At 63.6% G+C, this 24967-nt stretch carries 21 protein-coding genes; 15 read left to right on the forward strand and 6 right to left on the reverse strand.

The window, feature by feature from the left end; genetic code table 11:
• Window positions 1–53 precede the first annotated feature (53 nt).
• Window positions 54–1268: an MFS transporter gene (locus tag FJW04_RS22570; RefSeq protein WP_140716820.1), complete on the forward strand. Its 1215-nt coding sequence runs from the start codon at window positions 54–56 to the stop codon at window positions 1266–1268.
• On the opposite strand, the gene dgcA is transcribed toward FJW04_RS22570, so the two are convergent.
• Complete coding sequence (gene dgcA, locus FJW04_RS22575; protein WP_140716822.1) at window positions 1239–2222, reverse strand: N-acetyl-D-Glu racemase DgcA; 984 nt, start codon at window positions 2220–2222, stop codon at window positions 1239–1241. The two genes, FJW04_RS22570 and dgcA, sit on opposite strands and share 30 nt — an antisense overlap.
• A gap of 77 nt (window positions 2223–2299) precedes the next feature.
• Between dgcA and FJW04_RS22580 the strand changes: the two genes are divergently transcribed.
• The 5 genes from FJW04_RS22580 (at window position 2300) to FJW04_RS22600 (ending at window position 6760) form a co-directional block, all read left to right on the forward strand.
• Window positions 2300–3487: an ABC transporter permease gene (locus tag FJW04_RS22580; protein ID WP_140716824.1), complete on the forward strand. Its 1188-nt coding sequence runs from the start codon at window positions 2300–2302 to the stop codon at window positions 3485–3487.
• A gap of 4 nt (window positions 3488–3491) precedes the next feature.
• Window positions 3492–4301: an ABC transporter ATP-binding protein gene (locus FJW04_RS22585; protein WP_015317666.1), complete on the forward strand. Its 810-nt coding sequence runs from the start codon at window positions 3492–3494 to the stop codon at window positions 4299–4301.
• Window positions 4302–4315: 14 nt separating this feature from the next.
• Entirely contained in the window at window positions 4316–5689 is a 1374-nt protein-coding gene (locus tag FJW04_RS22590; RefSeq protein ID WP_140716826.1) for an MlaD family protein, read from the forward strand.
• A gap of 109 nt (window positions 5690–5798) precedes the next feature.
• Window positions 5799–6377, forward strand: coding sequence for an ABC-type transport auxiliary lipoprotein family protein (locus FJW04_RS22595; protein WP_181166274.1), 579 nt, complete (start codon window positions 5799–5801; stop codon window positions 6375–6377).
• Between the two features lie 53 nt (window positions 6378–6430).
• Window positions 6431–6760, forward strand: coding sequence for a hypothetical protein (locus FJW04_RS22600; RefSeq protein ID WP_140716830.1), 330 nt, complete (start codon window positions 6431–6433; stop codon window positions 6758–6760).
• Between the two features lie 102 nt (window positions 6761–6862).
• Here FJW04_RS22600 and FJW04_RS22605 read toward each other — a convergent pair whose 3' ends face one another.
• A complete protein-coding gene (locus FJW04_RS22605) occupies window positions 6863–13216 on the reverse strand; it encodes a kinesin (RefSeq protein ID WP_140716832.1) in 6354 nt (2117 codons plus the stop codon).
• 274 nt (window positions 13217–13490) lie between these two features.
• On the opposite strand from FJW04_RS22605, the gene FJW04_RS22610 reads away from it, so the two are divergent.
• From FJW04_RS22610 to FJW04_RS22620, 3 genes are all read left to right on the forward strand, one after another.
• Window positions 13491–13859: an Hpt domain-containing protein gene (locus tag FJW04_RS22610; RefSeq protein WP_015317671.1), complete on the forward strand. Its 369-nt coding sequence runs from the start codon at window positions 13491–13493 to the stop codon at window positions 13857–13859.
• A gap of 142 nt (window positions 13860–14001) precedes the next feature.
• Window positions 14002–14322, forward strand: a complete 321-nt coding sequence (locus tag FJW04_RS22615) for a 2Fe-2S iron-sulfur cluster-binding protein (RefSeq protein ID WP_015317672.1) — start codon at window positions 14002–14004, stop codon at window positions 14320–14322.
• A gap of 88 nt (window positions 14323–14410) precedes the next feature.
• Window positions 14411–15442, forward strand: a complete 1032-nt coding sequence (locus tag FJW04_RS22620) for an NAD(P)/FAD-dependent oxidoreductase (RefSeq protein ID WP_140616266.1) — start codon at window positions 14411–14413, stop codon at window positions 15440–15442.
• Here FJW04_RS22620 and FJW04_RS22625 read toward each other — a convergent pair whose 3' ends face one another.
• The gene (locus tag FJW04_RS22625; RefSeq protein ID WP_140716834.1) at window positions 15443–16924 is read right to left on the reverse strand and encodes an MDR family MFS transporter; all 1482 of its coding nucleotides are present in this window, start codon (window positions 16922–16924) and stop codon (window positions 15443–15445) included.
• 230 nt (window positions 16925–17154) lie between these two features.
• Complete coding sequence (locus FJW04_RS22630; protein WP_140616268.1) at window positions 17155–17775, reverse strand: DUF922 domain-containing protein; 621 nt, start codon at window positions 17773–17775, stop codon at window positions 17155–17157.
• Window positions 17776–17889: 114 nt separating this feature from the next.
• Here FJW04_RS22630 and folP point away from each other — a divergent pair, with 114 nt between their 5' ends.
• From folP to folK, 3 genes are read left to right on the forward strand one after another with little or no spacing between them, the layout of a single operon-like run.
• Window positions 17890–18738, forward strand: coding sequence for a dihydropteroate synthase (gene folP / locus FJW04_RS22635; protein ID WP_140716836.1), 849 nt, complete (start codon window positions 17890–17892; stop codon window positions 18736–18738).
• Window positions 18739–18741: 3 nt separating this feature from the next.
• Window positions 18742–19101: a dihydroneopterin aldolase gene (folB, locus tag FJW04_RS22640; RefSeq protein ID WP_140716838.1), complete on the forward strand. Its 360-nt coding sequence runs from the start codon at window positions 18742–18744 to the stop codon at window positions 19099–19101.
• Window positions 19085–19597, forward strand: coding sequence for a 2-amino-4-hydroxy-6-hydroxymethyldihydropteridine diphosphokinase (folK, locus tag FJW04_RS22645; RefSeq protein WP_015317678.1), 513 nt, complete (start codon window positions 19085–19087; stop codon window positions 19595–19597). The genes folB and folK overlap by 17 nt, the downstream gene beginning before the upstream one ends.
• A gap of 8 nt (window positions 19598–19605) precedes the next feature.
• Here the strand turns inward: folK and FJW04_RS22650 are convergent, their stop codons facing one another.
• Together FJW04_RS22650 and FJW04_RS22655 are read right to left on the reverse strand one after the other, a co-directional pair.
• On the reverse strand, window positions 19606–20151 hold the full coding sequence (locus FJW04_RS22650; protein WP_140716840.1) for a DUF924 family protein: 546 nt from the start codon (window positions 20149–20151) through the stop codon (window positions 19606–19608).
• 11 nt (window positions 20152–20162) lie between these two features.
• Window positions 20163–21998 carry a monovalent cation:proton antiporter-2 (CPA2) family protein gene (locus FJW04_RS22655; RefSeq protein WP_015317680.1) on the reverse strand — a complete coding sequence of 612 codons (1836 nt, stop codon included), beginning with the start codon at window positions 21996–21998 and terminating at the stop codon, window positions 20163–20165.
• A 159-nt stretch (window positions 21999–22157) separates the two neighbouring features.
• Between FJW04_RS22655 and FJW04_RS22660 the strand changes: the two genes are divergently transcribed.
• The 3 genes from FJW04_RS22660 (at window position 22158) to FJW04_RS22670 (ending at window position 24854) form a co-directional block, all read left to right on the forward strand.
• Complete coding sequence (locus FJW04_RS22660) at window positions 22158–23147, forward strand: AraC family transcriptional regulator (protein WP_181173028.1); 990 nt, start codon at window positions 22158–22160, stop codon at window positions 23145–23147.
• 59 nt (window positions 23148–23206) lie between these two features.
• The gene (locus FJW04_RS22665) at window positions 23207–24415 is read left to right on the forward strand and encodes an MFS transporter (RefSeq protein WP_140716844.1); all 1209 of its coding nucleotides are present in this window, start codon (window positions 23207–23209) and stop codon (window positions 24413–24415) included.
• Window positions 24416–24587: 172 nt separating this feature from the next.
• On the forward strand, window positions 24588–24854 hold the full coding sequence (locus tag FJW04_RS22670; protein ID WP_015317683.1) for a hypothetical protein: 267 nt from the start codon (window positions 24588–24590) through the stop codon (window positions 24852–24854).
• Window positions 24855–24967 lie beyond the last annotated feature (113 nt).

Raw genomic sequence — 24967 nt, forward strand, 5'->3', positions numbered from 1 at the left:
GATCGGCTTGCGCTGCTCGCCGGTCGTTGAGCGCAGCGTCATTGGATCGATTCATGCCGCTGCCACCGCTTTCACCCGAACAACTCGTGAAGCCGAGCCGTTTTGAACTGCGCATGAGCCTGATCTTCGGCACGTTGTTCATATCGCTTGGCACCCATTTGCCCTATTTCCCGCTTTGGTTGCAGGCCAAGGGGTTTCATGCCGAGCAGATCGCCGTCATCCTGGCGGCGCCGATGTTCCTGCGCGTCGTAACGACGCCGCTGCTGACCACACTTGCCGATCGAGCCAGGGACCGCGCCGATGTCTATGTCGTGCTCGTCGCCGCATCGCTGCTGCTGTCCGCGGGATACTTCCTGACCCCGACATACGCGACGGTGCTGGCGGTGTCGCTGGTGCTGACCATTGTCTGGACGCCACATTCGCCGATCGCCGATTCGCTGGCGCTCTCGGGCGTGCGCCGCTTCGGGGCCAATTATGCGAGCATGCGCAAATGGGGGTCGATCTGTTATCTCCTGGCCAATGTCGCCGGCGGTTTCATCCTGGCGGCCAGTGGCCCTGGAGCCGTCCCGGTGATCATATTCCTTGCCCTTGGCGCGGCACTCATCGCAGGCCTGCTGGCACCGCGCATGGGACGGCCGCGAAAGGCCTCGCCGCTGTCGGCAGTGGAAATCCAGCATGCGGCGCCAAGCCTGTTCAACGCTTATTTCCTCTCCTTCACCCTTGGCGTCGGCATCATTACAGCCAGCCACGCCTTCCTCTACGGTTTCGTTTCCATTTACTGGAAATCAATCGGCATCAGCGATTCCGTTGTCGGCCTGCTGTGGGCGTGGGGCGTGGTGTCGGAAGTCTGCATGTTTTTGTTTTTCAATCGCATTTTCGCCTCCGTGTCTGTCGTCAAGGTGATGGTGATTGCTGGCGTCGGCTCCGTCGTGCGCTGGATCATCTTTCCACTGATATGGCCGCTCGGCCTTGGCATCGCCGGCTTCTTTGCCGTGCAGTCGCTGCATTCGGTGTCTGTCGCAATGGTGCTGATCGGCCTGCAGAAAATGATCGGCGAGACCGTCTCCGAAGAGCGCACGGGTGCCGCGCAAGGCATCGCCTATTTCTTCAACGGCTTCTTCATGGCCGCGGTTACGCTTGTTTCCGGCCCGCTCTATGACCGTCTCGGTGTCGATGGATTCCTGGCGATGATCCCGATCGCGATCGTCGGCCTTATGCTGATCGGGTTTGCCGCGCGCTCAGCCCCACAGAGCCGGGTCCGGGGGTGAGACGAGCGATCCCTGGTAAACGAGACCCGGCACACGATCCCGGGCAAGCAGCAGCGGGCCGTCGAGGTCGACGAAATCCGCTCCTTGCGCGAGCAGCACCGCCGGCGCCATTGCCAGCGACGTGCCGACCATGCAGCCGACCATGATGCCAAAACCCAGCTCACGGGCGCGGTCGCGCAAGGTGAGCGCCGCCGTCAGCCCGCCGGACTTGTCGAGCTTGATGTTGACAGCGTCGTAGAGGCCGACAAGCGCCTCGAGGTTTCCTGCTTCATGGACGCTCTCGTCAGCGCAGATCGGCACCGGATGGGCTATGTGGCGCAGGATGCCGTCACGGCCCGCCGGCAGCGGCTGCTCGATCAAGGCGATATCTTGCTTCGCGGCAAAAGCGAGATTCGCGACGATGTTGTCGTCGGTCCAGCCTTCATTCGCATCGAGGATCAATCGGCTCCCGGGCGCCGCCTGCCTCACCGCCTGGATGCGGGCGGCGTCGTTGTCGCCGCCGATCTTGACCTTCAGCAGCGGCCTGCCGGCATTGGCGCGGGCCTGCGCAGCCATCGCCTCCGGTTCGCCGAGCGACAGCGTGTAGGCGGTTTCGAGCTGATGCAAAGGGGCCGGCCAGATTGCGTTCGCCACCGGATTGCCGCTGATCTTGGCTTCAAGGTCCCACAGGGCACAGTCTACAGCGTTACGCGCCGCTCCGGCAGGCATTGCGTCGAGCAGGGCGGCACGGTCCATCCCGCCGGCGATCCGGTCGCGCATCGCCGCGATCGCGCCGCTCACGCCGTCCATGGTCTCGCCATAGCGCTTGTAGGGAACGCATTCGCCGCGACCGACATGGCCGTTGTCGCTGATCGTGCAGGTGATGACCTCGGCCTCAGTCTTGGAGCCGCGCGAAATGGTGAAGGTCCCGGCGATCGGAAAACGTTCGGCCTCGACCGAAATGACACGCGCCATATTTTTCTGCTCCGGCTATGCGAGAAGGGTTGTCGGCAAATCGACAAGGTCGGACCCATCAGGCTAAACAGGACGCCATGTTGACCATCGGCAAACGCGACGCAAGCGGCACGACCGCCTCGGGGGCTGACCACGACCCGCGCGTCGCGGTCGGCGAGGAGGATAGGGTCCTCGGCTGTGCGTTCTCCGGGATCTGGACGACGCGGACGGTGGCGCTGATCGACGCCGAGATGCGCAAGATCGAGAAACGAAGCGGTTTCAAAATGTTGGCGCTCGATCTTTCGAAAATCGAGAAGATCGACACCGCCGGCGCCTGGCTGATCGACCGCTTGGTCAGCGTCTTCGAGAAGAAGAATGTCGAGGTAAGGCTGCAAGGCCAAAGTGACGTCGCTTCCATCCTGCTCGAAGCGGTGAGCGAGGCCGTCCGGCGCGAACCCGAAGCCGGACCGGCGGGACCGCCCAACATTGTCATTCGGGCACTGGAGGCGGTGGGCCGGCGCGTCTACGAGATGCGCGACGATTTCCTCGCCTCGATGAACATATTGGGCGCCACCATCCGCGGCGCGCAGATGAAGCTCGGCCGTGGCCATGCCGTGAACCCGGCGGCGATTTTCAACCAGATCGATCGCATGGGCGTCGGCGCTATCCCCGTGGTGGTCCTTATGTCGGCGATCGTCGGCGCCATCGTCGCCCAGCAGGGTGCCTATCAGCTCAGCTATTTCGGCGCCGACATCTTCGTCGTCGACCTGGTCGGCGTGCTGATCCTGCGCGAACTCGGCGTGCTGATGACGGCAATCATGATCGCCGGCCGCTCCGGCAGCGCGATCACCGCCGAAATCGGCTCGATGAAGATGCGCGAGGAGGTCGACGCGCTGAAGGTCATCGGCCTCAATCCGATCGGCGTCCTGGTCTTTCCACGTCTGGTTGCCCTGGTGATCGCCTTGCCCTGTCTGACGATCATCGCTAATTTCGCCGCGCTCGGCGGCGGCATTGTCGCGGCCTGGCTCTACTCCGATATCCCCCCCGCTGCCTTCATCGACCGGTTGCGTGTCGCAATCGATCTCAGCACGATTTTCGCCGGGCTGATCAAGGCGCCGTTCATGGCCATGATCATCGGCACGATCGCTTCAGTCGAGGGCATGAAGGTCGGCGGCAGTGCCGAATCGCTCGGGCAGCACGTGACCGCTTCGGTGGTGAAGTCGATCTTCGTCGTCATCATTCTCGACGGACTTTTCGCCATGTTCTACGCAGCGATCCAGTTCTAGTAACATGGCAAAGGGAAACGGAATCACGACTGAGGCGCCGCACGAGAGCGAAATCGTGCTTTCGGTGCACGACGTCACCGTTGCCATCGACGACAAGCTGATCCTCGACAAACTGTCGCTCGACATCAAGCGCGGCGAGATACTGGGGTTCGTCGGTGCCTCGGGCGCCGGCAAGTCCGTGCTGTTGCGAACCATTCTCGGACTGATGCCCAAGCAGTCGGGAACAATCAAACTGTTTGGCGTCGACGTCGACAAGGCAAGCGATCTCGAGCGGCTGCGCATCGACATGCGTCTTGGCGTTCTGTTCCAGCATGGGGCGCTGTTTTCGGCGCTGACCGTGATGGAGAACGTGCAGGTGCCGATGCGCGAATATCTCGATCTGCCAAGAAAGCTGATGGACGAACTGGCGCTGCTGAAAATCGAGCTGGTCGGACTGCCGCCGGATGCGGCGCAGAAGTTTCCCTCCGAACTCTCCGGCGGCATGATCAAGCGTGCGGCACTTGCCCGCGCCCTGGCGCTCGATCCCGACATCGTTTTTCTCGACGAGCCGACGTCAGGTCTCGATCCGATCAGCGCGGCCGAGTTCGACGAACTGGTGGTCAAGCTGCGCGACACCATGGACCTGACCGTCTACATGGTGACCCACGACCTCGACACGCTGTTTACCGCCTGCGACCACGTGGCGGTGCTCGGCAAGAAAAAGGTGCTGGTCGAAGGCACGATCGACGACATGCTGAAGAGCGAGGAGCCGTGGGTAAAATCCTATTTCCGCGGAAAACGCGCACGGCAACTTGATCTTGCCGCACGTGCATAGCCATAAGTGAAGCAATGGAAACCAGAGCCAACTACGTCATTGTCGGCATTTTCACGCTGGTTGCGATCCTGGCGGCGTTCGCCTTCGTCTATTGGACGGCGGCGATCGGCGACAGGGGCGAGACGACGCTGCTGCGGGTGCGCATTCCGGGCTCGGCCTCTGGTCTCGGCCGCGGCAGCTTCGTGCTGTTCAACGGCGTCAAGGTCGGCGACGTCAAGCGCGTCTATATCGACGTCGACAATCCGACTGTCGCCATCGCCGACACCGAGATCGACCGGATGACGCCGATCACCAAGTCGACGCAGGCCGATATCGGCCTCGCCGGCCTCACCGGGCAGGCCAATATCGAACTCAAGGGCGCCGACCCCAAGGAAGTCAAGCTGCTCGACCAGGCCGAGAAGGAAGGCAAGGTCGCCGAGATCGTCGCCAATCCTTCCGCCGTGACCAATCTGCTGCAGACGGCGCAAAACATCTTCACCCGCGCCGACAAGGTGCTGTCGGAGCTGGAAGGCTTCACCAAGGACGTACGCGGGCCGCTGACGCAGACCGTGCACAACGTGCAGACGTTTTCCGATGCATTGGCCAGGAATTCCGACGGCATCGACAAATTCCTGTCCGCCGTCAGCGCGCTGTCCGATGAGCTGAAAGGCGTTTCAGGCAAGCTCGACGGCACGTTGAAGGCAGCGGAAGGCCTGCTCAATGCCGTCGACAAGGACAAGATCAAGAGCATCGTTGCCAATGTCGATGCGGTAACGGGGAACCTCAAGGAAACCTCGCAGCAGCTGGACGGTGTGATCAGGAACGTCGATACGGCGGTGGGATCGGTCAACGATTTCGCCAAGCAGACGCAAGGCACGCTGGCCAAGGTGGACGGCGTGCTCGACGGCATCGATCCGGCGCAGGTGCGCCAAGCGCTCGCCAACATCCAGAAGGCCAGCGACAGCGCCAACAAGGCGGCTGCCGATATCGCGGAGGTGACCGGCAAGATCGCCAATCGGGCTGACGACATCGACCAGACGATCAAGGACGCCAGGCAGCTGGCGCAACGGCTCAACGACGCCTCGGTGCGGGTCGACGGCATTCTCGCCAAGGTCGACAAGCTGCTCGGCTCGGGCCAGGCCGACGGCGTGATGGCCGACGCCAGGGATACGCTGAAATCGTTCAAGCAGGTCGCCGATACGCTGAATGCCCGGCTTGGGGTCATCACCGACAATCTGGCGCGCTTCTCGGGCCAGGGACTGCAGAATGTCGAGGCGCTGGTGCAGGATAGCCGCCGCTCGATCAACCGCATCGAGGAGGCGGTGACCGATCTCAGCCGCAATCCGCAGCGCATCCTTTCGGGCGGCGACGGCGAGGTTCGGCAGTTCGACGGCAGGGCGCGGCGTTGACTTCGGCATCGGCCCGCCGCAAGAACAGTGCTCGTGAATGCGGGTTGATCTTGCGATCAGGGGATAACGGGGATCACGCGTGAGATTGAGTAGGCTTGGAACGGGCGGGTTGAAATCGGCTGCGGCGCTGCTTGTCCTGGCGGTTGCCGGCTGCGCGGCGCTCGGCGGCAAGCCGGCACCGCTCGACACGTTCGAATTGTCGGCGCCCTCGGTCGACGCGCATGGCCACAGCCGCAAGCAAATCCTGATCGCCCAGCCTTCGGCGCTGAAGGCACTGGACAGCCAGAACATCGTCATCAAACCCTCCGACGGCTCGATCCAGTATCTGAAGGGCGCGCAATGGGCCGACCGCCTGCCGCTGATCGTGCAGGCGCGGCTGGCCGAGACGTTCCAGCGCTCGGGCAGCTTTGCCGGCGTCGGCAAGCCGGGCGAGGGGCTGGCGATCGACTATCAGGTGATCGTCGAGGTTCGCTCCTTCGAAGTGCGCGTCAATGGCGGCGAACATGCCGAGGTCAACCTGTTCGTGCGCTTGCTCAACGACCGCAACGGCGAAGTTAAGGCGTCGAAGAGCTTCACCGCATCGGCACCCGTTTCGGGCAGCGGCAACCCGGCCTATGTCGGCGCGCTCGACGCGGCCTTCGGCGATGCGGCCAAGCAGATCGTTCGCTGGACCGATTCGGTGATCTGAGCGCCAGGCGCGACGCCCCAGAAAAGCCGCCGCTGTTCTGAGGAGTTTATGGCATGGCTGCTGTCGATTTTGTCCGAAGACTGTTCCTGGTAGACGGTAGGGAGGTACCGTGCTGTTTCTTCCGGCCAGAACCCGAGCAGGGTGGCGACTTCCAATGCCGATATGAAATAGGGTGGACGGAAGGTCTGCGCTCCCGGAAAGCCTACGGGATTGATGAGGTGCAGGCGCTGTTGCTCGCGATGCAAATGGCGCATGCCGAACTGTTGTCAGCTCGCGAAAACGGACGCCAAGTTTCGTGGCTCGACCAGCGAGGCCTTGGATTGCCCCTAGCCAATTTAACCCGTGATTCGCATCCCGAAGCGGCTTCCGAACACGGCCGTTGATTGCGGGCTCTCACTACCGCCGCGTGGCAGCTACGCAATGTGATGGTTGAAAAAGGCGGGAAACCTCCCGCCTTTCACTTCGTCTTTGATCTTACCGACCGCCTAATGCAGGCGGCCACTGGCATGGGCCAGCATGGTGTAGACCTTGCCGGTGTCCGACGTGAGATAGGTCTGCGCCATGATGTTGTCACGGTCGTTGCGCGAGACATCTTTCAGCAGCTTCTCGAAATCGTCGCAATAGCGGTCGACGGCGGTGCGGAATTCGGCCTCCGCTTGGTACTTGCGGCGGATTTCGTCGAACGTCTGCTGGCCCTTGAGCGTGTAGAGCCTGCGCGTGAACACGTCACGCTCGCCGCGGCGGTAGCGGTTCCACAGCTCGATCGAGGCATCGTGGTCGATGGCCCGCGCGATATCGACGGACAGCGAGTTCAGCGATTCCACGACATGTGCCGGCGAACGCTGGGCAGGGGCCGCGCGCGGGGCTTCCGCTGGCGCCTGGGGAGCCGCCGGCCTGAGCTCGGCATCGTTCGACGCCGCGGTCAAGAGATCGCGCACCCAGCCGCCTTGCGGCGCGCGGGCAGTGGCGTCGGTGGCACGCTGGCGCGGTGCTGCCTCAGCCGGGCGCTCCAGATCGAGCGTGCCGCGCAGTCCCGCGCCGCCCAGTGGGGCCTGTGGCGGGCGCAGGTCCGCCTGCGGTGCCGGGGCGCGACGGGGCGGCTCGGCGGCGCGTGCGGCCGGCGCCTGCGGCGCAGGACGCAAGGGGCGCGGTTCTGAAGTGTCGCCGCCACGACCGGACTTCGCCACGATGTCCGAAAGCTCCTTCAAGGCGTTGATCTGCTCGGAAACCGCGCGGCGGATGGCCGATGTCGACTCCTTTGCCTCTTCCGGCATCTCGATGACGCCCTTCTTGAGCTCGGCGCGGGTGAGGTCGAGTTCACTCTTGATCGAGCCCGCGGTGCGCCGCATCTCCTCGGTCGCATCGGCGAAACGCTTGGTTGCCGAATCGACGACGTCGGTGATGGCGTTGCGGATCTTGTCGGCGGACTCCATCGTCTTGCCCTCGGCGTTCTGCAGGGTCTGGCCGACGAGATTTTCGAACGAGCGCATGACCCGTTCGAGATCTTCCGACTTCTTGACCAGGCCGACGGCGAGGTCCTCAAGTGAGGACTGCCTTTCCAGCGTGTGTTCGAGGTTGCTCTGGGCCGAGCTCAACAGGTCCGAGGCGCTGGCCAGCAAGCGGCTGTGTTCATCGAACTTAGTGGCGATCGAGGCGACTTCGCGCAAGGTCGACGACGACAGTTCCGTCAGCCTCGTCGTGTTCGAATCGACCAGACGCGCCGAGCTGGCAAAGGTCTGCGCCGCCTTTTCGGTGGTCGCCGCGAAGCTTTGCGTGCTGCCGGTCAGACGTTCGTCGACCTCGCCGAGGTTGACCGCGGCCTGCTCGATCAGCTGACCGAGCTGCGAGCTGGACTTGGTCATGCGGCCGATCAGATCGGCGACGCTGTCGGACAGCGACGAGCGGGCGCCTTCGACCGCCGACAAGGTTTCGGCGGTGCGGCTGGCCAGTGCGTTGACCAGGGCTGCATTCTCGCTGCGCAGCTTCTCGGTCGCGCGTTCCGTGACCTCTTCCATGCTCTTCTGCAGTTCCGAGCCGCCCTGGGCGAAGCGCTCGACCAAAGGCCGCGCGGTTTCGTCGAGGATCTTCGACATCTCGGCCGACCGCGCCGCGAGCATGGTGTTGAGCTCGCGGGTGTTGGCGCCGATCGTCTTGGCCGCGTCATTGGTGCTCTGGCCGATATGTTGTCCGACCGCGGTAAAGGTTTCCGCGATCACATTGGCACGCGATACGAGTTGTGCCTCGGCACTCGACACCTGCTCGTTGAGCTTCTGGCCCATCGTCTCGGTGGTGTAGGCGAGCCGGTTTTCGACCCCAGCGATCTGTTCTTCGACACGGGCGGCCGCTGCCGCCGCGCTCGATGCAAGACGCTCGTCGGCGCCAGCAAGTGCCTGCTCGATTTCGCGGGCGTGCACGGCCAGCTCCTGACCGGTCTGGCGGGCGCGATCGGCGACCCGCTGCTCGGTGCTTGCAAAGGCGCCGACAATGGTCTGCGCATGCTCGCCGATCGTCGAGGTGCTGTCGGCGATGCGCGAAACCAGGCGCTGGTCGGCGTCGTCGAAGATGCGGGCGATTTCGGATGCCCGGCTGGACAGCGCGTCCGAACCCTCGGCGATGCGCGAGACCAAATGCTGGTCGGCGGCATCGAAGATACGACCGAGGTCCGACGCGCGGGCGGCGAGCGCCTCGGCGGATTCGCCGATGCGCATGCCGAGCCGCTGGTCGGCGCTTTCGAAGTTCCGCAGGATGTCGCCGGCGCGGGCGGCCAGCGACTGCGCCGTTTCCACGGCACGGGCGACCAGCTTCTGGTCGGCCGCGTCGAACGTGCCGGCAATCTCGCTTGCGCGGGCGGCCAGCTGATCGGCGGTTTCCTGGGCGCGGGCGGCAAGCTTCTGGTCGGCCATGTCGAAGGTGCCGGCGATCTCGCCGGCGCGGGCAGCGAGTTGATCGGCGGTTTCGTGGGCACGGGCCAGCAGCGAGCTGGAGGTGTCATCGGCGCGGGCGAGCAGGGCGTTCGACGTATCCTCCGCACGGGCGTGGAGGCGACGATCGGCCTCCTCGAAGGTGCGGGCGATGTCTTCGGCCCGGGCCAGCAGGGCGGCGGACGTCTGCTCGGCGCGCTCGGCGATCTTGCGATCGGCGTCGCTGAAAGCCGCACCGGCCTGTTCGTGCAGCGTGCTGGTGACTTCCAACACCTTTTCGCGCAATGCGCCGGCGACGAAGACAGCGCTCTTCTCGAGCACGTTGCGGACGTTGTCGACACCAGTCGAGAGCGCGCGCTCCATGGTGCCGGCGCGTTCCTCGATGATGCCGGTCTGGCGGCTGAACGCCTGCTCGATCTTGTCGACATCGGCGGCGATCGCGGCGGAAATGTCCGTGCTCCTGGCCGCGATCTGGTCGATGTGGCCGGACAGCGAACGATCGACCTCCTTGCGGCTCTCGGCGAGCTTGCCGAGATCATCTTCCAGCGCGCGGCTGAGCATGTTGCGGCCTTCGGACAACTTGCCGACATGTCCGGCGATGATATCGTCGATATCGCCGCGGCTTTCGGTCAGCTTCTGCAGGTCGGCTTCGAGAGCACGCTTGAGAATGTCGCGGCCTTCGGCGAGCTTCTCGACCTGGCCGGCGACCAGACCGTCGATGCTGGAGCGGCTTTCGGCCAGCTTGGCAAGGTCTGCCTCCAGCGCACGCTTGAGGACATCGCGGCCTTCGGCAAGCTTCTCGACCTGGCCGGCGACCAGACCGTCGATGCTGGAGCGGCTTTCGGCCAGCTTGGCAAGATCGTCCTCGAGAGCCTTCGACAAGGTCGAACGCTCCTGCACAAGCCGTTCCGCATGATTGTTGACGTGGGTGCCGACAGTCTCAAGGTCGGCCTCAAGTGCCTTCGACAAGGTCGAACGCTCCTGCACAAGCCGTTCCGCGTGACTGCTGACGTGGCTGCCGACAGCCTCGAGATCGGCCTCAAGCGCCTTTGACAGTGTCGATCGCTCTTGGGCAAGTCGGTCCGAGTGGCTGTTGACAAGGCTGTTGACAGTTTCGAGATCGGCCTCCAGCGCGCGGGCGAACTGGGCGCGGTCGTCGACCAGCTTCTGGGACTGGTCGGCAACGGTGTTTCTGACCGTGCTGAGGTCGGCTTCCAATGCGCGGCGCAGGATATCGCGCCCTTCGGCGAGCTTCTCGACCTGGCCGGCGACCAGACCGTCGATGCCGGAGCGGCTTTCGGCCAGCTTGGCGAGATCGTCCTCCAGCGCCTTCGACAAGGTCGAGCGATCCTGAACCAGCCTGTTCATGTGGTCGGCGATGACGCTGTTCACATTCTGCAGATCGGCTTCCAGAACACGTGAGAGCTGCCCGCGATCCTCGGCCAGCCTGTCCGACTGGCTCGATATGACGTTCTTGATCGTATTGAGGTCGGATTCCAGCGCACGCTTGAGGATGTCGCGGCCCTCGGCGAGCTTCTCGACCTGGCCGGCGACCAGACCGTCGATGCTGGAGCGGCTTTCGGCCAGCTTGGCGAGGTCGGCTTCCAGCGTCTGCGACAGCAGGCTGCGGTCTTCCGCCAAGCGTCCCGAATGGCTGTCGATCAGCCCGCGTATCCCCGACAGGTCGCTTTCGAGCGAACGGCCAAGCTGCGTGCGGTCCTCGGCCAGTTTCGCCGAATGCGCCTCGATGAGGTTCTTGATACCAGCAATGTCGTTTTCCAGCGCCTTGGCGAGCACCGCGCGGCCCTCGGCGATTTTCTCGACCTGGCCGGCGACAAGGCCGTCAATGTCGGCGCGGCTCTCGGACAATTTGCCGAGATCGGCCTCCAAGGCGCGCGACAAAATGTTGCGGCCTTCGGCCAGTTTTCCAACATGCCCGGCCACCATTTCATCAATGATGGTACGAGCTTGCACCAATTTTCCGGAGTCTTCGTTGAGAGCCAGTGAGAGCCGGTTGCGGCCTTCTTCCAGCCTTTCGAGGTGGCTGCCGAGCGACGCATCGATGGCCGCACGCGATTCGTTGACCTTGCGCAGGTCTTCTTCGAGCGCACGCGCTATCAGGCTGCGGCCTTCGGCCAGCCTCTGCACCTGGTTGGTCACCGCCGCATCGATGCCGGCGCGGCCTTCGTCGAATTTCTCCAGGTCCGCCTGCATGGCTGCCGCCATGCGCTCGCGGCTCTCGGAGAGCTTGCGGCTATGGTTTTCGACGGCTTCTTCGATACCGACGCGCGCGTCGGCGAGCCGCTGGATGTCGGCGTCGAAGGAGCGCGACACGACGTGGCGGGCTGCCTCCATGCGGCCGGCGAAATCGCTGGCGCGCGCTTCGAGCATGGAAGAAGTCGAGGTGACGATGTCGGCCATGTCGGCGCCGATCTGGGTCTTGCCCTGATCGATCATGGCCGACAGCGTGTCCTTGCTCTCGGCGAAGGTGTGGGCGATTTCGCGCGCGCGCTCGACTAGCGTTTCGTTGATCTGGCGGGCGCGGGCTTCCAGCGCGGCATTGAGCTTCTGGGTGCCGGTGTCCAGCGCTTCGGCGCGGGTCTGAAATTCACTGATCAGCGCCTGGCCGCGTTCGGCCAAGGTGCGTTCGATGCCGTTGAGGCTGGCCTCGAACTCGGAATTGAGGGTGCGCGCGGCGCCGCCGAGCAGCGACACCATGCCGGTGGTGCGATCGTCGAGCAGGTCCGTCAACGAACGGGTCAAGCCGTCCGTGGTGTCCGTCAGCTTGGCGATACGGGTGTCGAGCAGGCTGGCGAAAGCCTCGCCGGAGGTTGAAAGCCTGTCGGTAATGTTGTCGAGCCGGCCCTCCACCGAATCGAAGATCGACATCGAACTTTCGTTGATGCGGTCGATCAGCGTGTCGCCGGAATTGGTGATCGTCATCGACAGTTTGGTCGACGCGTTGAGGATGCTGTCACGGATGATGTCGCTTGCCGCGCCGATTTCATCGCGCAGCGTCTCGTGCGCGCCGGAGATCGAGGCGCGGACGCGTTCGGCATGGGTGACCACTGCTTCGCGTTCGCTGCCCAATCCGTCGACCAGCGACCTGATGCGGGTTTCGTTTTCCGAATAGGAGCGCTCGATCTGGTTGACCTCGCTGTGGACCAGCGTCTCCAGTTCGACGGCACGGGCAAGGGTGCGTTCGATGCCTTCGCCCATGGCAGCCACCTCGCGGCGGACGGCCTGGCCGATCATCATGACGCGATCCTGGGCCATGTTTTCCGGCTCGGTCAGGCGGAAGGCCACTTCCGTCATCGATTGCGCGGCGATGCGCATGTCCTGAGCGCGGCGAATCATCGTCGCGAAGGCCCAGAACAGGATGACAGGCACGATAGCCGCGACGGCAAGGCCGATCAGTTCGGGGCGGGCGAAGAACTGGTCCAGCGTGCGGATCCGCCAGATGCTCGGTCCAAAAAGCAGGTTCGCCAGTCCGCCGGCGCCCGCGATCCAGGCAAGCGAGACAAAGGCGATGACCCAGTAAATGGTGTTGGAGGCGCGCCTGTTCAGGCTGTGCAGAAGGGTCTTGTAATTTTTCTGACGATCGTCGTTGGCTGGCGCGAAGCCGGCGGGCTGGCCACCATTGCGCGTCTCGACCGGGCGAAGTTCGGCCGGCTTGGCGTTTGGCGCGGGCTTCGCGGCCTGGGGCTGATTGACGACGGGCGCCGGCTGCTGATTGCGTCCCTCGCGTGCCAGTTCGTCGGCGGCCTGTGATATCTGCGCTTCCAGATCTTCCATCGAGGCCGCGATATCGAGGTCGCCGCTATCGGTATCGCCGCTCAGGTCGAGATCGAGCGCTTTTTCGAGTTCCCTGGCTACGTCGCTGTCGAGAGTTCTGGTCGTTGTTGGTTTCTTCGCCATGCCTTCGCTACCCTGTACTAGCTGCCGCGGGGGCTTATAATTGTGCTTGTCTTACCCCCGCGCAGGAGGCTGAAAATGGACCCTCGTATCGTAATGACACAGGGGGGTAAAGAAAACATGCATTCCGCGGGATACGTAAAACTTTAAATATAAGGTTAACGGAAGCGTGATTTGGGCGCCGCTTTCGCAACATTTTTCCGGGCCATCCATTAACCCGTTGTCCACTGGATTCGCCTAGGTTTTCAGGCGACCGAAGAAAATGGAGTTCGAGTTCATGCGTGGCGAAAGCGGCATTGCCTTCTCAATGCCGGGGGGCGACGTATCGGGAACGAGGCAGTCCCGACCGGTCGATTTGGCACACCTTGCCCGGCAAACGATGGGCGACCGCGCCCTCGAGCAAGAGGTGCTGGCGCTGTTTGTACAGCAGGCACTGTCGGTACGCGACAAAATAGTCGATGCCGACATCAAGGACCGGCTCCTGCTGGCTCATGGTTTGAAAGGGTCGGCCCGTGGCGTGGGTGCCTTCGCCATCGCCGATTGCGTCACCGATATCGAGCATCGCCCGGAGGACGCCCAGACGCTCAAGCGGCTCGGCAGGCTGATCGACGAAGTGCGCGACTTCATCGCCGCCATCAATCGCTGATCCAGGTTTGCGACAAAAACGTCACGGAGCGCCGCTTTCGCACGGCAGTTGACTTGTTTGCCGGAGTGATTATCTCGGGCGAAACTCGCTTCCCCTCGGGCGAACTCCCTTCGTCCGGGGCGAAACTCCCTTCAGGTGACAAATGACCAAACTGACCTTCATCGCCCATGACGGCACACATTTCGACGTGGACGCCGAAAACGGCTCGACGGTCATGGAGAACGCCATCCGCAACGCTGTCCCGGGCATCGAGGCGGAGTGCGGCGGCGCCTGCGCCTGCGCGACCTGCCATGTCTATGTCGATGAGGCATGGACGGCCGAAGTCGGCGAGCCCGAGGCGATGGAGGAAGACATGCTGGACTTCGCCTACGACGTCCAGCCGAACTCGCGCCTGTCCTGCCAGATCAAGGTACGCGACGCGCTCGACGGCCTGATCGTCCGGGTGCCCGAGCGTCAGGGCTGAAGCCAGCACGGGCGATTTTTGCCGCTGACGCTTGGCAGCGGGCCGCTGGTCATGCAGTCTCGCCCGGACTTTCGCAGCGAGGCGCATCATGACCGGCATCATCAGCACAGACGTCCTCATTGTCGGGGCAGGGCCGGTCGGCCTGTTCGCCGTGTTCGAGCTCGGCCTGTTGGACCTGAAATGCCACCTGATCGACATCCTCGACAAGCCCGGCGGCCAATGCGCGGAACTCTATCCGGAAAAGCCGATCTACGACATTCCCGGCTGGCCCTCGATCTCGGCGCAAGGGCTCGTCGACAAGCTGCTCGAGCAGGTCGCGCCGTTCCAGCCTGAATTCACCTATAACCGCATGGTCTCCAGCCTTGAGAAGCTGGAAGACGGCGGCTTTCGCGTCACCACGGACGAGAACGAGGTATTCGAGGCCAAGGTGGTGGTCATCGCCGCCGGCGGCGGCTCATTCCAGCCGAAGCGCCCGCCGATCCCGGGCATCGAACCCTATGAGGGCAAGAGCGTCTTCTATTCGGTGCGCCGGATGGAGGATTTCCGCGGCCATGACCTTGTCATCGTCGGCGGCGGCGACTCGGCGCTCGACTGGACGCTGAACCTGCAGTCGATGGCAAAGAGCGTGACACTGGTTCACCGGCGGGCCGAGTTTCGCGCGGCGCCCGACAGCGTCAACAAGATGTACGCCATGCAGGAGATGAAGCAGCTGGAATTCAGGGTCGGTCAGGTGACCGGGCTCACCGGAGCCGATGGCCAGTTGTCATCGGCCACCATCAAGGGCGGCCCGGATGGCGACATCGAGGTGCCTTGCACCCGCATGCTGCCGTTCTTCGGACTGACCATGAAGCTCGGCCCGATCGCGGAATGGGGGCTCAATCTCCACGAGAACCTGATACCGGTCGATACCGAGAAGTTCCAGACCTCGGTGCCCGGCATCTTCGCGGTGGGCGACATCAACTGGTACCCGGGCAAGCTGAAGCTGATCCTGTCGGGCTTTCACGAGGTGGCGCTGATGGCGCAGGCCGCCAAGCGCATCGTCAGCCCCGGCGAGCGTATCGTGTTCCAGTACACGACCTCGTCCACCAGCCTGCAAAAGAAGCTCGGCGTTTCCGGCTAGTTATTCCGCCAGGATCGGCGCCGGATCATCGACGTAGCCCCGAAGTTCTTTCTCGGGCATCAGCGTCAGCGTGACGAGGCCTAATCCCAGAGTGCCGGCCGCGACGAGAAAGATCATCACGAAGGGTTGGGCCGATACGACATGTCCAGCCACCTGAACGCCTTCGCCGGCCAGCGGCAACCCAAAGCCAAGGGCGACCGCGCCGAGCATCGCCACCCCCAATGCACTGCCCAGCGAACGCAGAAAGGTAAGCACCCCCGTCGCTACGCCAAGATGCATGCGGTCGACGGCGTTCTGCACGGACACGGTGGTTACCGGAAATGTCGTGCCGGTTCCCAGCCCGATACAGATGGTCAGGGCTTCGACGACAAGCAGCGATGCATGGCCGGCGACAAAAGCCAGCAGGCCCGTGCACAGGATGGCGAAGACGACGCCGACCATGGCGATGCGCTTGTAGTGGGTGAAGCGTGGTATCAGGCGGCCGCTGGAAGCGGCGCCGCCCACGGTTCCAAGCAGAAGACCAAGCATTGCAATGCCCGACTCGCTGGCCGTGAGGCCGAGTATCGACTGCAAATAGACCGGCAGATACACGGCAAGGCCGACGCTGGAGGCCTGGAGCAGGAACATCGACAGGGTGCCGGCCAGGACGATCGGGTTGCCCAGCACCTCGAGCGAGATGAGCGGTTCGGCCGCCCGCATCAGCCGCAAGGCAAAGGCGCCCCAGAACAGCGCGGAGCACGCCAGGACGCCGATGACTTCCGGCGATAACCAGGGATAGGCACTGCCGCCCCAGTTCAGTGCCAGCAGCAACAGCGCCGTTGCCACGATCAGCAGCAATGCGCCGAGGCCATCGATGCTGTGGTTCTTGGCCGCGATGGGCAGCTTCTTGAGCGGCTTGTTGATGATCGCCATGGCAAGAAAGCCCAGCGGGATATTGATCCAGAAAATGAGAGACCAGTGCAGATGCTCAGCGAAGGTGCCGCCCAGCAGCGGCCCGGCGACGCTGGCAACGGCCCAGGTGCCGGAAAACCACGCCGCATAGCGCGCCCGCTCGCGCGGCGGGACGAGGTCTCCGACCACGGTCTGCGTCAGCGCGAAAAGACCACCGCCGCCGGCCCCCTGGATCGCGCGACCCAGGATGAGGACGAACATGTTGGGGGCCAGTGCGCTGACCAGCGATCCAGCAAGGAAGATGAGGATTGCCGCGTAGACGGTTGGCCGACGCCCATAGACGTCGGAAATCTTGCCGTAGAGCGGTGCCACGGCGGTTGCGGTCAAGAGGTAGCCGGTGACGATCCATGGCAGGTATTCGGCATGGCCGAGCAAGCGCCCGATGGTCGGCATGGCGGGCGCGACGATGGTCTGGTCGAGGGCTGCCAGCAGCATCGACAGGAGGACGCCGCCAATAATGGCGTTCTTTTCGCTTTCGCTCAGCGGCGCGCTCACGGCCGCCACGGCCTGCTTGTCGACAGCGTGGTCCATAAATCTTCTCGTCCATGCGCTTTGCGCTGCCGCATCACCATTGGGCTTGTCTGGTGCATCCGCGGCGTGATCGATCGTGATGCCCGTGCTTCTGGATTGTGCCCTTGGCAACCCTGGATATGTCGTTCCGTATAGGCCGATTTCGACGGTTGCTCGAAAAAAACTCCAAGCTGGCACTACGCTTCCGCCCGGCTGGCTTGCATCCAGGCGAACGGAGGCGGCGAGGAGATTCAGGCCGGCGGCCGCAACTGGCCGCTCTCGATGCGCTCCATCCGGTAACGCAGCAGCCGCAGGATGCGGCTTTCGAAATTGGCGCCTTCGACACGGTCGAACCGCACCTGGTCCCTGTCGTGTTTGGCAAGCTCGGCCGCAGTGATCGCGGCGGCCTTGGCCTTTGCGGCATCGCAATCCTTCTGCGGATAAGCTGCCTTCAGGGCGTCTTCCAGCGCGCGGCCGTGGTTCTGGGCGATCTCGACATGGCGGTCTTCATGGCGCTTGATGTCGGCGGACAAGGTATCCCAGAACAGCCGCACATCGGCGTCGGCTTTGCGCGGGCGGCGCCATTCCGGAAGGATCACCTTGACCTTGACGGTGACGACCGCGTCGGCGATCCGGCAGGAGCCCGGCTGGCTGGCGTAGCTGATGCGTGTCGTGAAAGCCATCTGGGTGGCGCCAGGGTGGCGCGACCCCGTGCTTTTGACCTGGGGCCCGTGTTTGGCAAGTTGCTGCTCGATATCCTCCAGCGTTCTGCCGCCAATGGCGAAATAGCTGTATGTCTTCACCAGATTGGCCGCATTCGCCGGAACGGCGGCGGTAAGCAGCAGTGCGCAGAGCAGGGATCGTATCATCATGTTGCCTCTTCAATCACCTTGCTTTACGGCCTTCGCCGGCGCAACGGAATTGATCCAATGCGGATCACACATCGTTGATGACATCTTGGTTGATGAGCCCATGGTTGAAGCGCAATGACGGCGGGGCGATGGCAACTGGCGCATGGACGCCATCTCGAGCTTGGCGGCAAGGCCGTGGTCGTCGGCATCCTCAATGTCACACCCGACAGCTTCTCCGATGGCGGCTTGTTTGATGCTCCTGAACCCGCGCTCGTCCAGGCGCGCCGCATGATCGGGGAAGGAGCTGCCGTCATCGATGTCGGCGGAGAATCGACTCGCCCGGGCGCCGCCGCGATATCGGCCAGCGAGGAGCAGGCCCGTATCCTGCCCGTGATCGAGGCGTTGGCGCAGGTCGGCGACGTGCTGATTTCCGTCGACACCTATCGTGCCGACACCGCGCGGCTCGCCGTCAAGGCCGGTGCGCATATCGTCAACGACGTCTGGGGTCTGCAGCGTGAGCCCGACATTGCGCGGATGGCGGCCGAAACCGGCGCCGGGCTTGTCATCATGCATACTGGACGGGATCGCGACAAGCTGACCGATGTGATTGCCGACCAACTGGCGTTCCTGGGAAAATCGCTTGAGATCGGGCGCGGGCAAGGTGTCGCCGACGGCCATATCGTGCTCGACCCCGGCTTCGGCTTCGCCAAGGAGACGGCGGAGGAAAACCTCGATCTGATGGCACGGTTTGCCGAGCTTGGCGCGCTCGGCTTCCCGCTGATGGCCGGTACGTCGCGAAAGCGTTTCATCGGCACCGTCACCGGCCGCGACGCCGCCGACCGGGCGGCCGGCACGGCGGCGACCAGCGTCATTCTCCGGCTCAAGGGCGCGCATCTGTTTCGCGTCCATGATGTCGCAATCAACGTGGACGCGCTGGCGGTGGCGGATGCTATGCTGGCGCGGGAAACCGGATCGGAACGCTGAGCCATGTATGTCATCCGCATGAAGAATTGCGCCTTCTTTGCCCGGCACGGCGTGCTGGACGAGGAAGAAGCGCTGGGGCAGCGCTTCTATGTCGATGCCTCGCTCACCGTCGAGCCGGGACGCGCGCTCGTCGATGACGCCATCGGGGAAACCGTCAATTACGGCGTCGCCTTCACCGTCATCGAGGAGATCATCACCGGACACCGGCGCTTCCTGATCGAGGCACTGGCCCTGGAAGTCGCGAAGGCTCTCACCGGGCGCTTTCCCCAGATCCGGAAAGCCGAGGTCACCGTTCGCAAGCCCAATGCGCCGGTGCCTGGCGTGCTCGATCATGTCGAGGTGACCGTTGTCTGGCCCGAATAACACCGTCTATCTGAGCCTCGGCGGCAATCTGGGCGATCCGGCGGCATCGATGGGAGCCGCGTTGCGCCTGCTCGACGCCGATCCCGATACCGACATGGCCGCCGTCTCCTCGCTCTACCGGACGCCGCCCTGGGGCAAGCTCGACCAGCCGGATTTCCTCAATGCGGCCGCCGAATTGTCGACGCGGCTGTCGCCGCGGGCATTGCTCGACCTCTGCCTCGATGCCGAGCGAAAGCTCAAACGTGTGCGTGAGGAGAGATGGGGGCCGCGCCTCATCGACATCGACATCCTGGTGTTCGGCGACCGCATCATCCATGAAACGGGCCTGGAAGTGCCGCACCCGCGCATGCTGGAGCGCGCCTTCGTGCTGGCGCCGCTGGCCGAAATCGCGCCGGATCTTGCCGTCGGCGGCAAACGCGTGGCTGATCGCCTGAGCGCGGTCGATGCGGCCGGCATCGAGCGGCTGCCGTCGGGCCGCGACTGGTGGCGGCGCTAAATCGCGGATCAGCCGGAGAAACCACCGTCATCCAGGAATGCTTTTTCCTCGGCCGTGGTCTCGCGGCCAAGCATCCGGTTGCGGTGCGGAAAGCGGCCGAAGCGCTGGATGATGTCGCGGTGCTCCAGCGCGTATTTCAGATTGAACTCGGCCCTGGCGGTATGAAGTTCGACCGACCGCTCCTGGTCCGCAAGATTTTCCGAATGTTCGAACGGCAAATAGAGGAACACACGCACTTCCGGTTCCAATGCCAGATCGTGGCCGGCATCGACCGCTTTTTGCGCAAAATGCTTTGCCAGTGGGTCGGTCGCAAACATGTGGCCGGTGCCGCGAAAGCAATTGCGCGGGAACTGGTCGAGCAGGATCATCAGCGCCAGCGAGCCCTCGGCATGGCTTGACCAGACATCGCATTCACGGCGCGCTGCGGCGTAGTGGAGATCGAGGAAGCGGTCGCGGAAATCGGCATCGAAAGCGTCGTTCTTCTCGAACCAGGCATCCTCGCCGGCGTCGCGCCAGAACTTGGTGATCGACAGGGCTCTGCTGTCCAATTCCATGCCTAACTCCCTCAATCCGCCGATTCGGATTTATGCAGGACGCCGGCCGTTTCCTCGTTGAGCGCCTGGCCAGGACGGCGGGGCGTGGAGAGTGGGGTCGGGATCGGCGTACCGATATTGCCTTTCAGGAAACGCTGTCCCGAGCGGATGCCTTCGGCGAGCTGGGTCTCGAACCGGGCCGTGTCGCGGCGCCTGACGTCCTCGATCGTTTCGGCGACGTCCTCGGGATCGACGCCCAGCGCCTCGAGGGTCGAGCCACCAAAGACGAGCGCCGATTCGAAGGTTTCGCGCAGCTGATAATCGACGCCGGCGCGGATGAGCTGCAGCGCCGTGCCGCGGTCGAACGCACGGGCCAGCACCGTAAGCAAGGGGAACTCAGCCTTGACAAGTTCGGCGATGCGGATGGCAGCGTCGGGCTTGTCGACACAAATGAGCACGGCCCGCGCCCGGCCGGCCCCGGCCGCGTGCAGGATGTCCAGCCGCGTGCCGTCGCCATAATAGACCTTGAAGCCGAAATCGGCGGCCGCCTGGATCATCTCGACATCGTTGTCGATGATCGAGACGTCGATGCCGCGCAAGAGCAGGGGTTGGCTGGCGATCTGGCCGAAGCGGCCAAAGCCGATGATCAGCACGCTGCCGGACAGGCCGTCGGCGACTTCGACGCCGTCCAGCGACTGCTCGTCCCGTGGCGTGAAATAGCGCAAGGCGATGATCGCCAGCGGCGTCAGCACCATGGAGATGATGACTATCGCGGTCAGCGTTGCGTTTGCCTGGCCGTCGATGATGCCGACGGCGGCGGCCGCGGAATAGAGCACAAAGGCGAATTCACCGCCTTGCGCCATGAAGACCGCGCGCTCCAGTGCCTCGCGGTGGCCTGATTTCAGGATGCGGGCGACAATGTAGATGCCGAAAGCCTTCATCACCATGTAGGCCACGACGTAGACGGCGATCAGCTTCCAGTTCGCGGCCACCACATGCAGATCGAGCGACATGCCGACCGCCAGGAAGAACAGGCCGAGCAGGATGCCGCGGAACGGCTCGATGTCGGCTTCAAGCTGATGGCGGAAGGTCGATTCCGAGAGCAGCACGCCGGCCAGGAACGCGCCCATCGCCATTGACAGGCCGCTGAGCTGCATGGCAAGCGCCGATCCGAGGACGACCAGCAGAGCCGCGGCCGTCATCACTTCGCGCGCACGGGCATCCGCCAGGATGCGGAAGAAGGGGTTGAGGAGGTAGCGTCCCGCTACCACTAGGCCGATGATCGCGGCGAGGCCGATGCCGACCTCGGTCAGCCGCTCCGACAGGCTGGTACCGGCACCGCCCGGCGCCAGGAAGGCGATCAAGGCGAGCAGCGGCACGATGGCCAGGTCCTCCAGCAGCAGGATGGAGACGATGCGCTGGCCCTTGGGCGCGGCGATTTCGCCGCGCTCCTCCAGAAGCTGCATGACGATGGCCGTCGAGGTCAGCACGAAACCGGCGCCGGCGACGAAGGATTGCGCGATCGGAAACCCTCCGGCCATGCCGACACCAGTCAAGAGCACCGCGCAGACGCCGACTTGAAGCGCGCCCAGCCCAAAGATCTCGCGGCGCAGGCCCCAAAGCCGCGACGGCTGCATTTCCAGGCCGATGATGAACAGGAACATGACCACGCCGAGTTCGGCGACATGGAGGATGGCTCCCGATTCGGAAAAGACGCCGAGGCCGAACGGACCGATCACCACGCCGGCGGCCAGGTAACCGAGAATCGAACCGAGACCCATGCGCTTGAAGATCGGGACGGCCACCACGCCCGCCGCCAGCAATGCCACCACCTGAATGAGATCGCTGCCCGCTGCCTCTGCCGCCATGATCCGTCCCTTTGTCGTATAGCACTCCTTGCATGCAGTGGGAGCGGGAGGCAAGGGCGGGAAGCCTGCCAGGAAAGGTAGGGTGCTGTCGGTGCGACTCCCCCGGAGGAACAACGGTCTCCCCTTGTCTGCGGGACGTTCGGCGTATATATCGGCTACATGCTTGACCGTTCGTCCCAGCCGTCTTCGCCGTCCCATATCCCGATGGATGCGCTCAGCGAGGTCCTGCAAGATTTTCGCCTGAGTGGCGTCAACTATGGCCGCTGCGAGCTCCGACATCCATGGAGCATAGAATTTCCGCGACAATCGCTGCTTCGTTTTCACTTTGTCGGCCAGGGTCCGTGCTGGATTCACACCGAAGCGCAGGGCTGGCAAGAGTTGCGCGATGGCGATCTGGTGCTGCTGCCGCAGGGCATCGCCCATCGGCTGGCGAGTGCGCCGGACGTGGTGGGCGACTCGCTCGAGGGCTGCCAGGTGATCAAGTTAGGGGGCAATGTCTGCGAAGTGGTGCGGGAAGGAACGGGCGCGACAAGCACCCTTTTCTGCGGCTCCATGGCCTTGGACTCCTGTGCGCTCCATCCATTGATCACGTTGATGCCGGCTGTCATCAAGGGTTGCGACGTGGCCGGCAATGACCCGGTCGTTGGTCCTTTGCTGGCGGCTATGACGACGGAGGCCGCGCAACCGCAGATGGGCAGCGCCACCATCTTGTCGCGAATGGCGGATTTGCTGACAGCCCGGCTCATCCGCTGTTGGGTCAATTGCAACGGAGCCTCGACCACAGGTTGGCTCGCAGCCATCCGCGATCCCCATATCGGCCGCGCACTGGCAGCCATGCATCGAGACCCCGGCCACGACTGGACGCTGGGAAGCCTTGCAAGCGTGGCAGGCCAATCGCGATCGATTTTCGCCGCGCGTTTCAGCGCTGTATTGGGCGAGGGTGCCGCACGCTATCTCGCTCGCCTGCGCATGCAGCTTGCCCGCGAGTTGTTGGGGCAGAGCGGTTTGTCGGTTGCCGAGGTCGCTACTCGTTTGGGCTATGATTCCGAGGCATCCTTCGCTCGCGCGTTCAAGCGCATCACCAATGTCTCGCCGGGAATTGTGCGTCGCACAAATCCCGGACGAATAGACATGAATTTCGGATTTTAAGATACATATCATCCGACGGGAGTCGTCTATGGAGATCTCCAAACTTTGGAGATCTTTCCGTGACAGACACAACATTACAGCTTGAAGACACCGCGATTGGCCTTGATGCCGACGCGCCAGCCGCGTGGAGCGTAGCCACCTGGTTTGCGGTCATTTCACTGGCGGCCACCAGCTTTGCCCTGGTCTCAGCCGAATTCCTGCCGGCAGGCCTGCTGACGCCAATGGCGCGCGATCTCGGTATCAGTGAGGGAACGGCCGGACAGGTCGTCACCGCCACGGCTTCCGTCGGCGCCGTGACGGCCATGTTGAGCAATGTTCTTATCGGCCGACTGAACCGCAAGACGGTGCTGGTCGGTCTCATGGCTTTGGCGGTGGCTTCCAATATTCTTGCGGCGCTGGCACCCAATTTCTGGCTGTTGTTGTTGGGCCGGGCCGGGCTGGGGATCGCTCTCAGCGCTTTCTGGGCACTTTCGGTTGCCGTCGTGGCGAGGCTGGTCGGCGCCAATGCGACAGGCCGGGGCATGGCTATCGTTACTCTCGGCGTCTCGCTCGCCACCATTGCCGCGCCGTCCTTGGGGGCGTTGATCAGCGACTGGCTGGGATGGCGCAGCGCCATGGCCATGACAGCGGGGCTGGCCGTATTGGCCATGTTGGCGCAGTTGCTCAGCCTGCCGACCTTGCCGGCGACAACAAGCAACAGTCTTGCAGACGTGTTTCGACTTACACGGCGGCGCGGCATTCAGATCGGCATGCTGGCCATTGTCTTGCTGATGACGGGGCATTTTGCTGGTTCTGTCTATGTGCGCCCCTTCCTCGAACACGTCACGCTGCTTGCAACCGGTCCAATTGCCCTGGCTCTGCTTGGGTTTGGCATCGCCGCTGTGATCGGCAACATTGCCGGCGGCCGCATGGCCGATGCCAATATTCACATGGCTCTCGTGGTCACCGCGGCGCTAATGGCGGTTGCGGCGCTGGCCTTGGTGCTTTGGGGCGTGCACATTGGCGTTGCCTTCGGATTCGTCACGCTTTGGGGCTTCGCCTTCGGCATGGGGCCGGTGGTGCTGCCAACCAATCTCTCGCGTGCGGCACCTGACGCGCTGGAAGCAGCGGGCAGCCTGATGGTCGTCTCTTTCCAGGTTGCCATCACGATCGGCGCGGTTGTCGGTGGCTATGTCGTGGACACCTATGGTGCCACGGCGCCGTTGACCGTTACGGCCATCCTTGCTGCATCGACAGCTGTGCTCGCTCTGCTGCAGCCTCGCGGCTGAACTTTGCTCCAGCTGACATCGAACTCGAACCGCCGCAATGTTGCAGGCTCTTTACACAAGTTTACGCCATGGGCGCGTTGCTTGTTGCCGCAATCGAAGGCTAAGCACGCTCGGCTTCGGCCATTGGGGGTGAGCGGCGATCAAGTCGCACCCTTTTGAGGAGATGACTGACATGAAGAAGTTTTTGCTCGTTGCCGCCGGGCTGGCGGTGCTTGCCGGCTCGGCCTGTTCGAAGGCGCCGGAATGCACGACCGAGATCGCGACCAAGAAGGCGCAGGACATGGCCGCCGCGCTGCAGGAGGCGATCACCAAAGATCCGTCCAAGGCGGCTGACCTGACCGCCAAGGTTCAGGCGGTGACGACCAAGTACCAGGGTTCCACGACCCTGGCCGATGCCTGCAAGGCGTATGACGAGCTGACCAAGGCGATCAAGGGCTGACGTCTGGTTCGTCCGTTTCCAAGGAGGCGGTGGCGATGGGCCGCCGCCTCTTTGTTTTGTGGGGTTCGAAAATCCCAGGAAAAGTGTTTTTCCGTCCGGAATAGCGTAAAAAT

The organism is Mesorhizobium sp. B2-7-3, from assembly GCF_006440715.1.
Lineage (GTDB): Bacteria > Pseudomonadota > Alphaproteobacteria > Rhizobiales > Rhizobiaceae > Mesorhizobium > Mesorhizobium australicum.

Coding starts and splice junctions, on each gene's coding strand:
- FJW04_RS22615 (WP_015317672.1), top strand. CDS start 14,002: ATGACCAAACTGACCTTCATCGCCCATGACGGCACACATTTCGACGTG.
- FJW04_RS22670 (WP_015317683.1), top strand. CDS start 24,588: ATGAAGAAGTTTTTGCTCGTTGCCGCCGGGCTGGCGGTGCTTGCCGGC.
- FJW04_RS22630 (WP_140616268.1), bottom strand. CDS start 17,775: ATGATGATACGATCCCTGCTCTGCGCACTGCTGCTTACCGCCGCCGTT.
- FJW04_RS22590 (WP_140716826.1), top strand. CDS start 4,316: ATGGAAACCAGAGCCAACTACGTCATTGTCGGCATTTTCACGCTGGTT.
- folB (WP_140716838.1), top strand. CDS start 18,742: ATGTATGTCATCCGCATGAAGAATTGCGCCTTCTTTGCCCGGCACGGC.
- FJW04_RS22605 (WP_140716832.1), bottom strand. CDS start 13,216: ATGGCGAAGAAACCAACAACGACCAGAACTCTCGACAGCGACGTAGCC.
- FJW04_RS22580 (WP_140716824.1), top strand. CDS start 2,300: ATGTTGACCATCGGCAAACGCGACGCAAGCGGCACGACCGCCTCGGGG.
- FJW04_RS22625 (WP_140716834.1), bottom strand. CDS start 16,924: ATGGACCACGCTGTCGACAAGCAGGCCGTGGCGGCCGTGAGCGCGCCG.
- FJW04_RS22650 (WP_140716840.1), bottom strand. CDS start 20,151: ATGGAATTGGACAGCAGAGCCCTGTCGATCACCAAGTTCTGGCGCGAC.
- FJW04_RS22600 (WP_140716830.1), top strand. CDS start 6,431: ATGGCTGCTGTCGATTTTGTCCGAAGACTGTTCCTGGTAGACGGTAGG.
- folP (WP_140716836.1), top strand. CDS start 17,890: ATGACGGCGGGGCGATGGCAACTGGCGCATGGACGCCATCTCGAGCTT.
- FJW04_RS22610 (WP_015317671.1), top strand. CDS start 13,491: ATGCGTGGCGAAAGCGGCATTGCCTTCTCAATGCCGGGGGGCGACGTA.
- FJW04_RS22585 (WP_015317666.1), top strand. CDS start 3,492: ATGGCAAAGGGAAACGGAATCACGACTGAGGCGCCGCACGAGAGCGAA.
- FJW04_RS22620 (WP_140616266.1), top strand. CDS start 14,411: ATGACCGGCATCATCAGCACAGACGTCCTCATTGTCGGGGCAGGGCCG.
- FJW04_RS22570 (WP_140716820.1), top strand. CDS start 54: ATGCCGCTGCCACCGCTTTCACCCGAACAACTCGTGAAGCCGAGCCGT.
- FJW04_RS22655 (WP_015317680.1), bottom strand. CDS start 21,998: ATGGCGGCAGAGGCAGCGGGCAGCGATCTCATTCAGGTGGTGGCATTG.
- dgcA (WP_140716822.1), bottom strand. CDS start 2,222: ATGGCGCGTGTCATTTCGGTCGAGGCCGAACGTTTTCCGATCGCCGGG.
- FJW04_RS22660 (WP_181173028.1), top strand. CDS start 22,158: ATGCTTGACCGTTCGTCCCAGCCGTCTTCGCCGTCCCATATCCCGATG.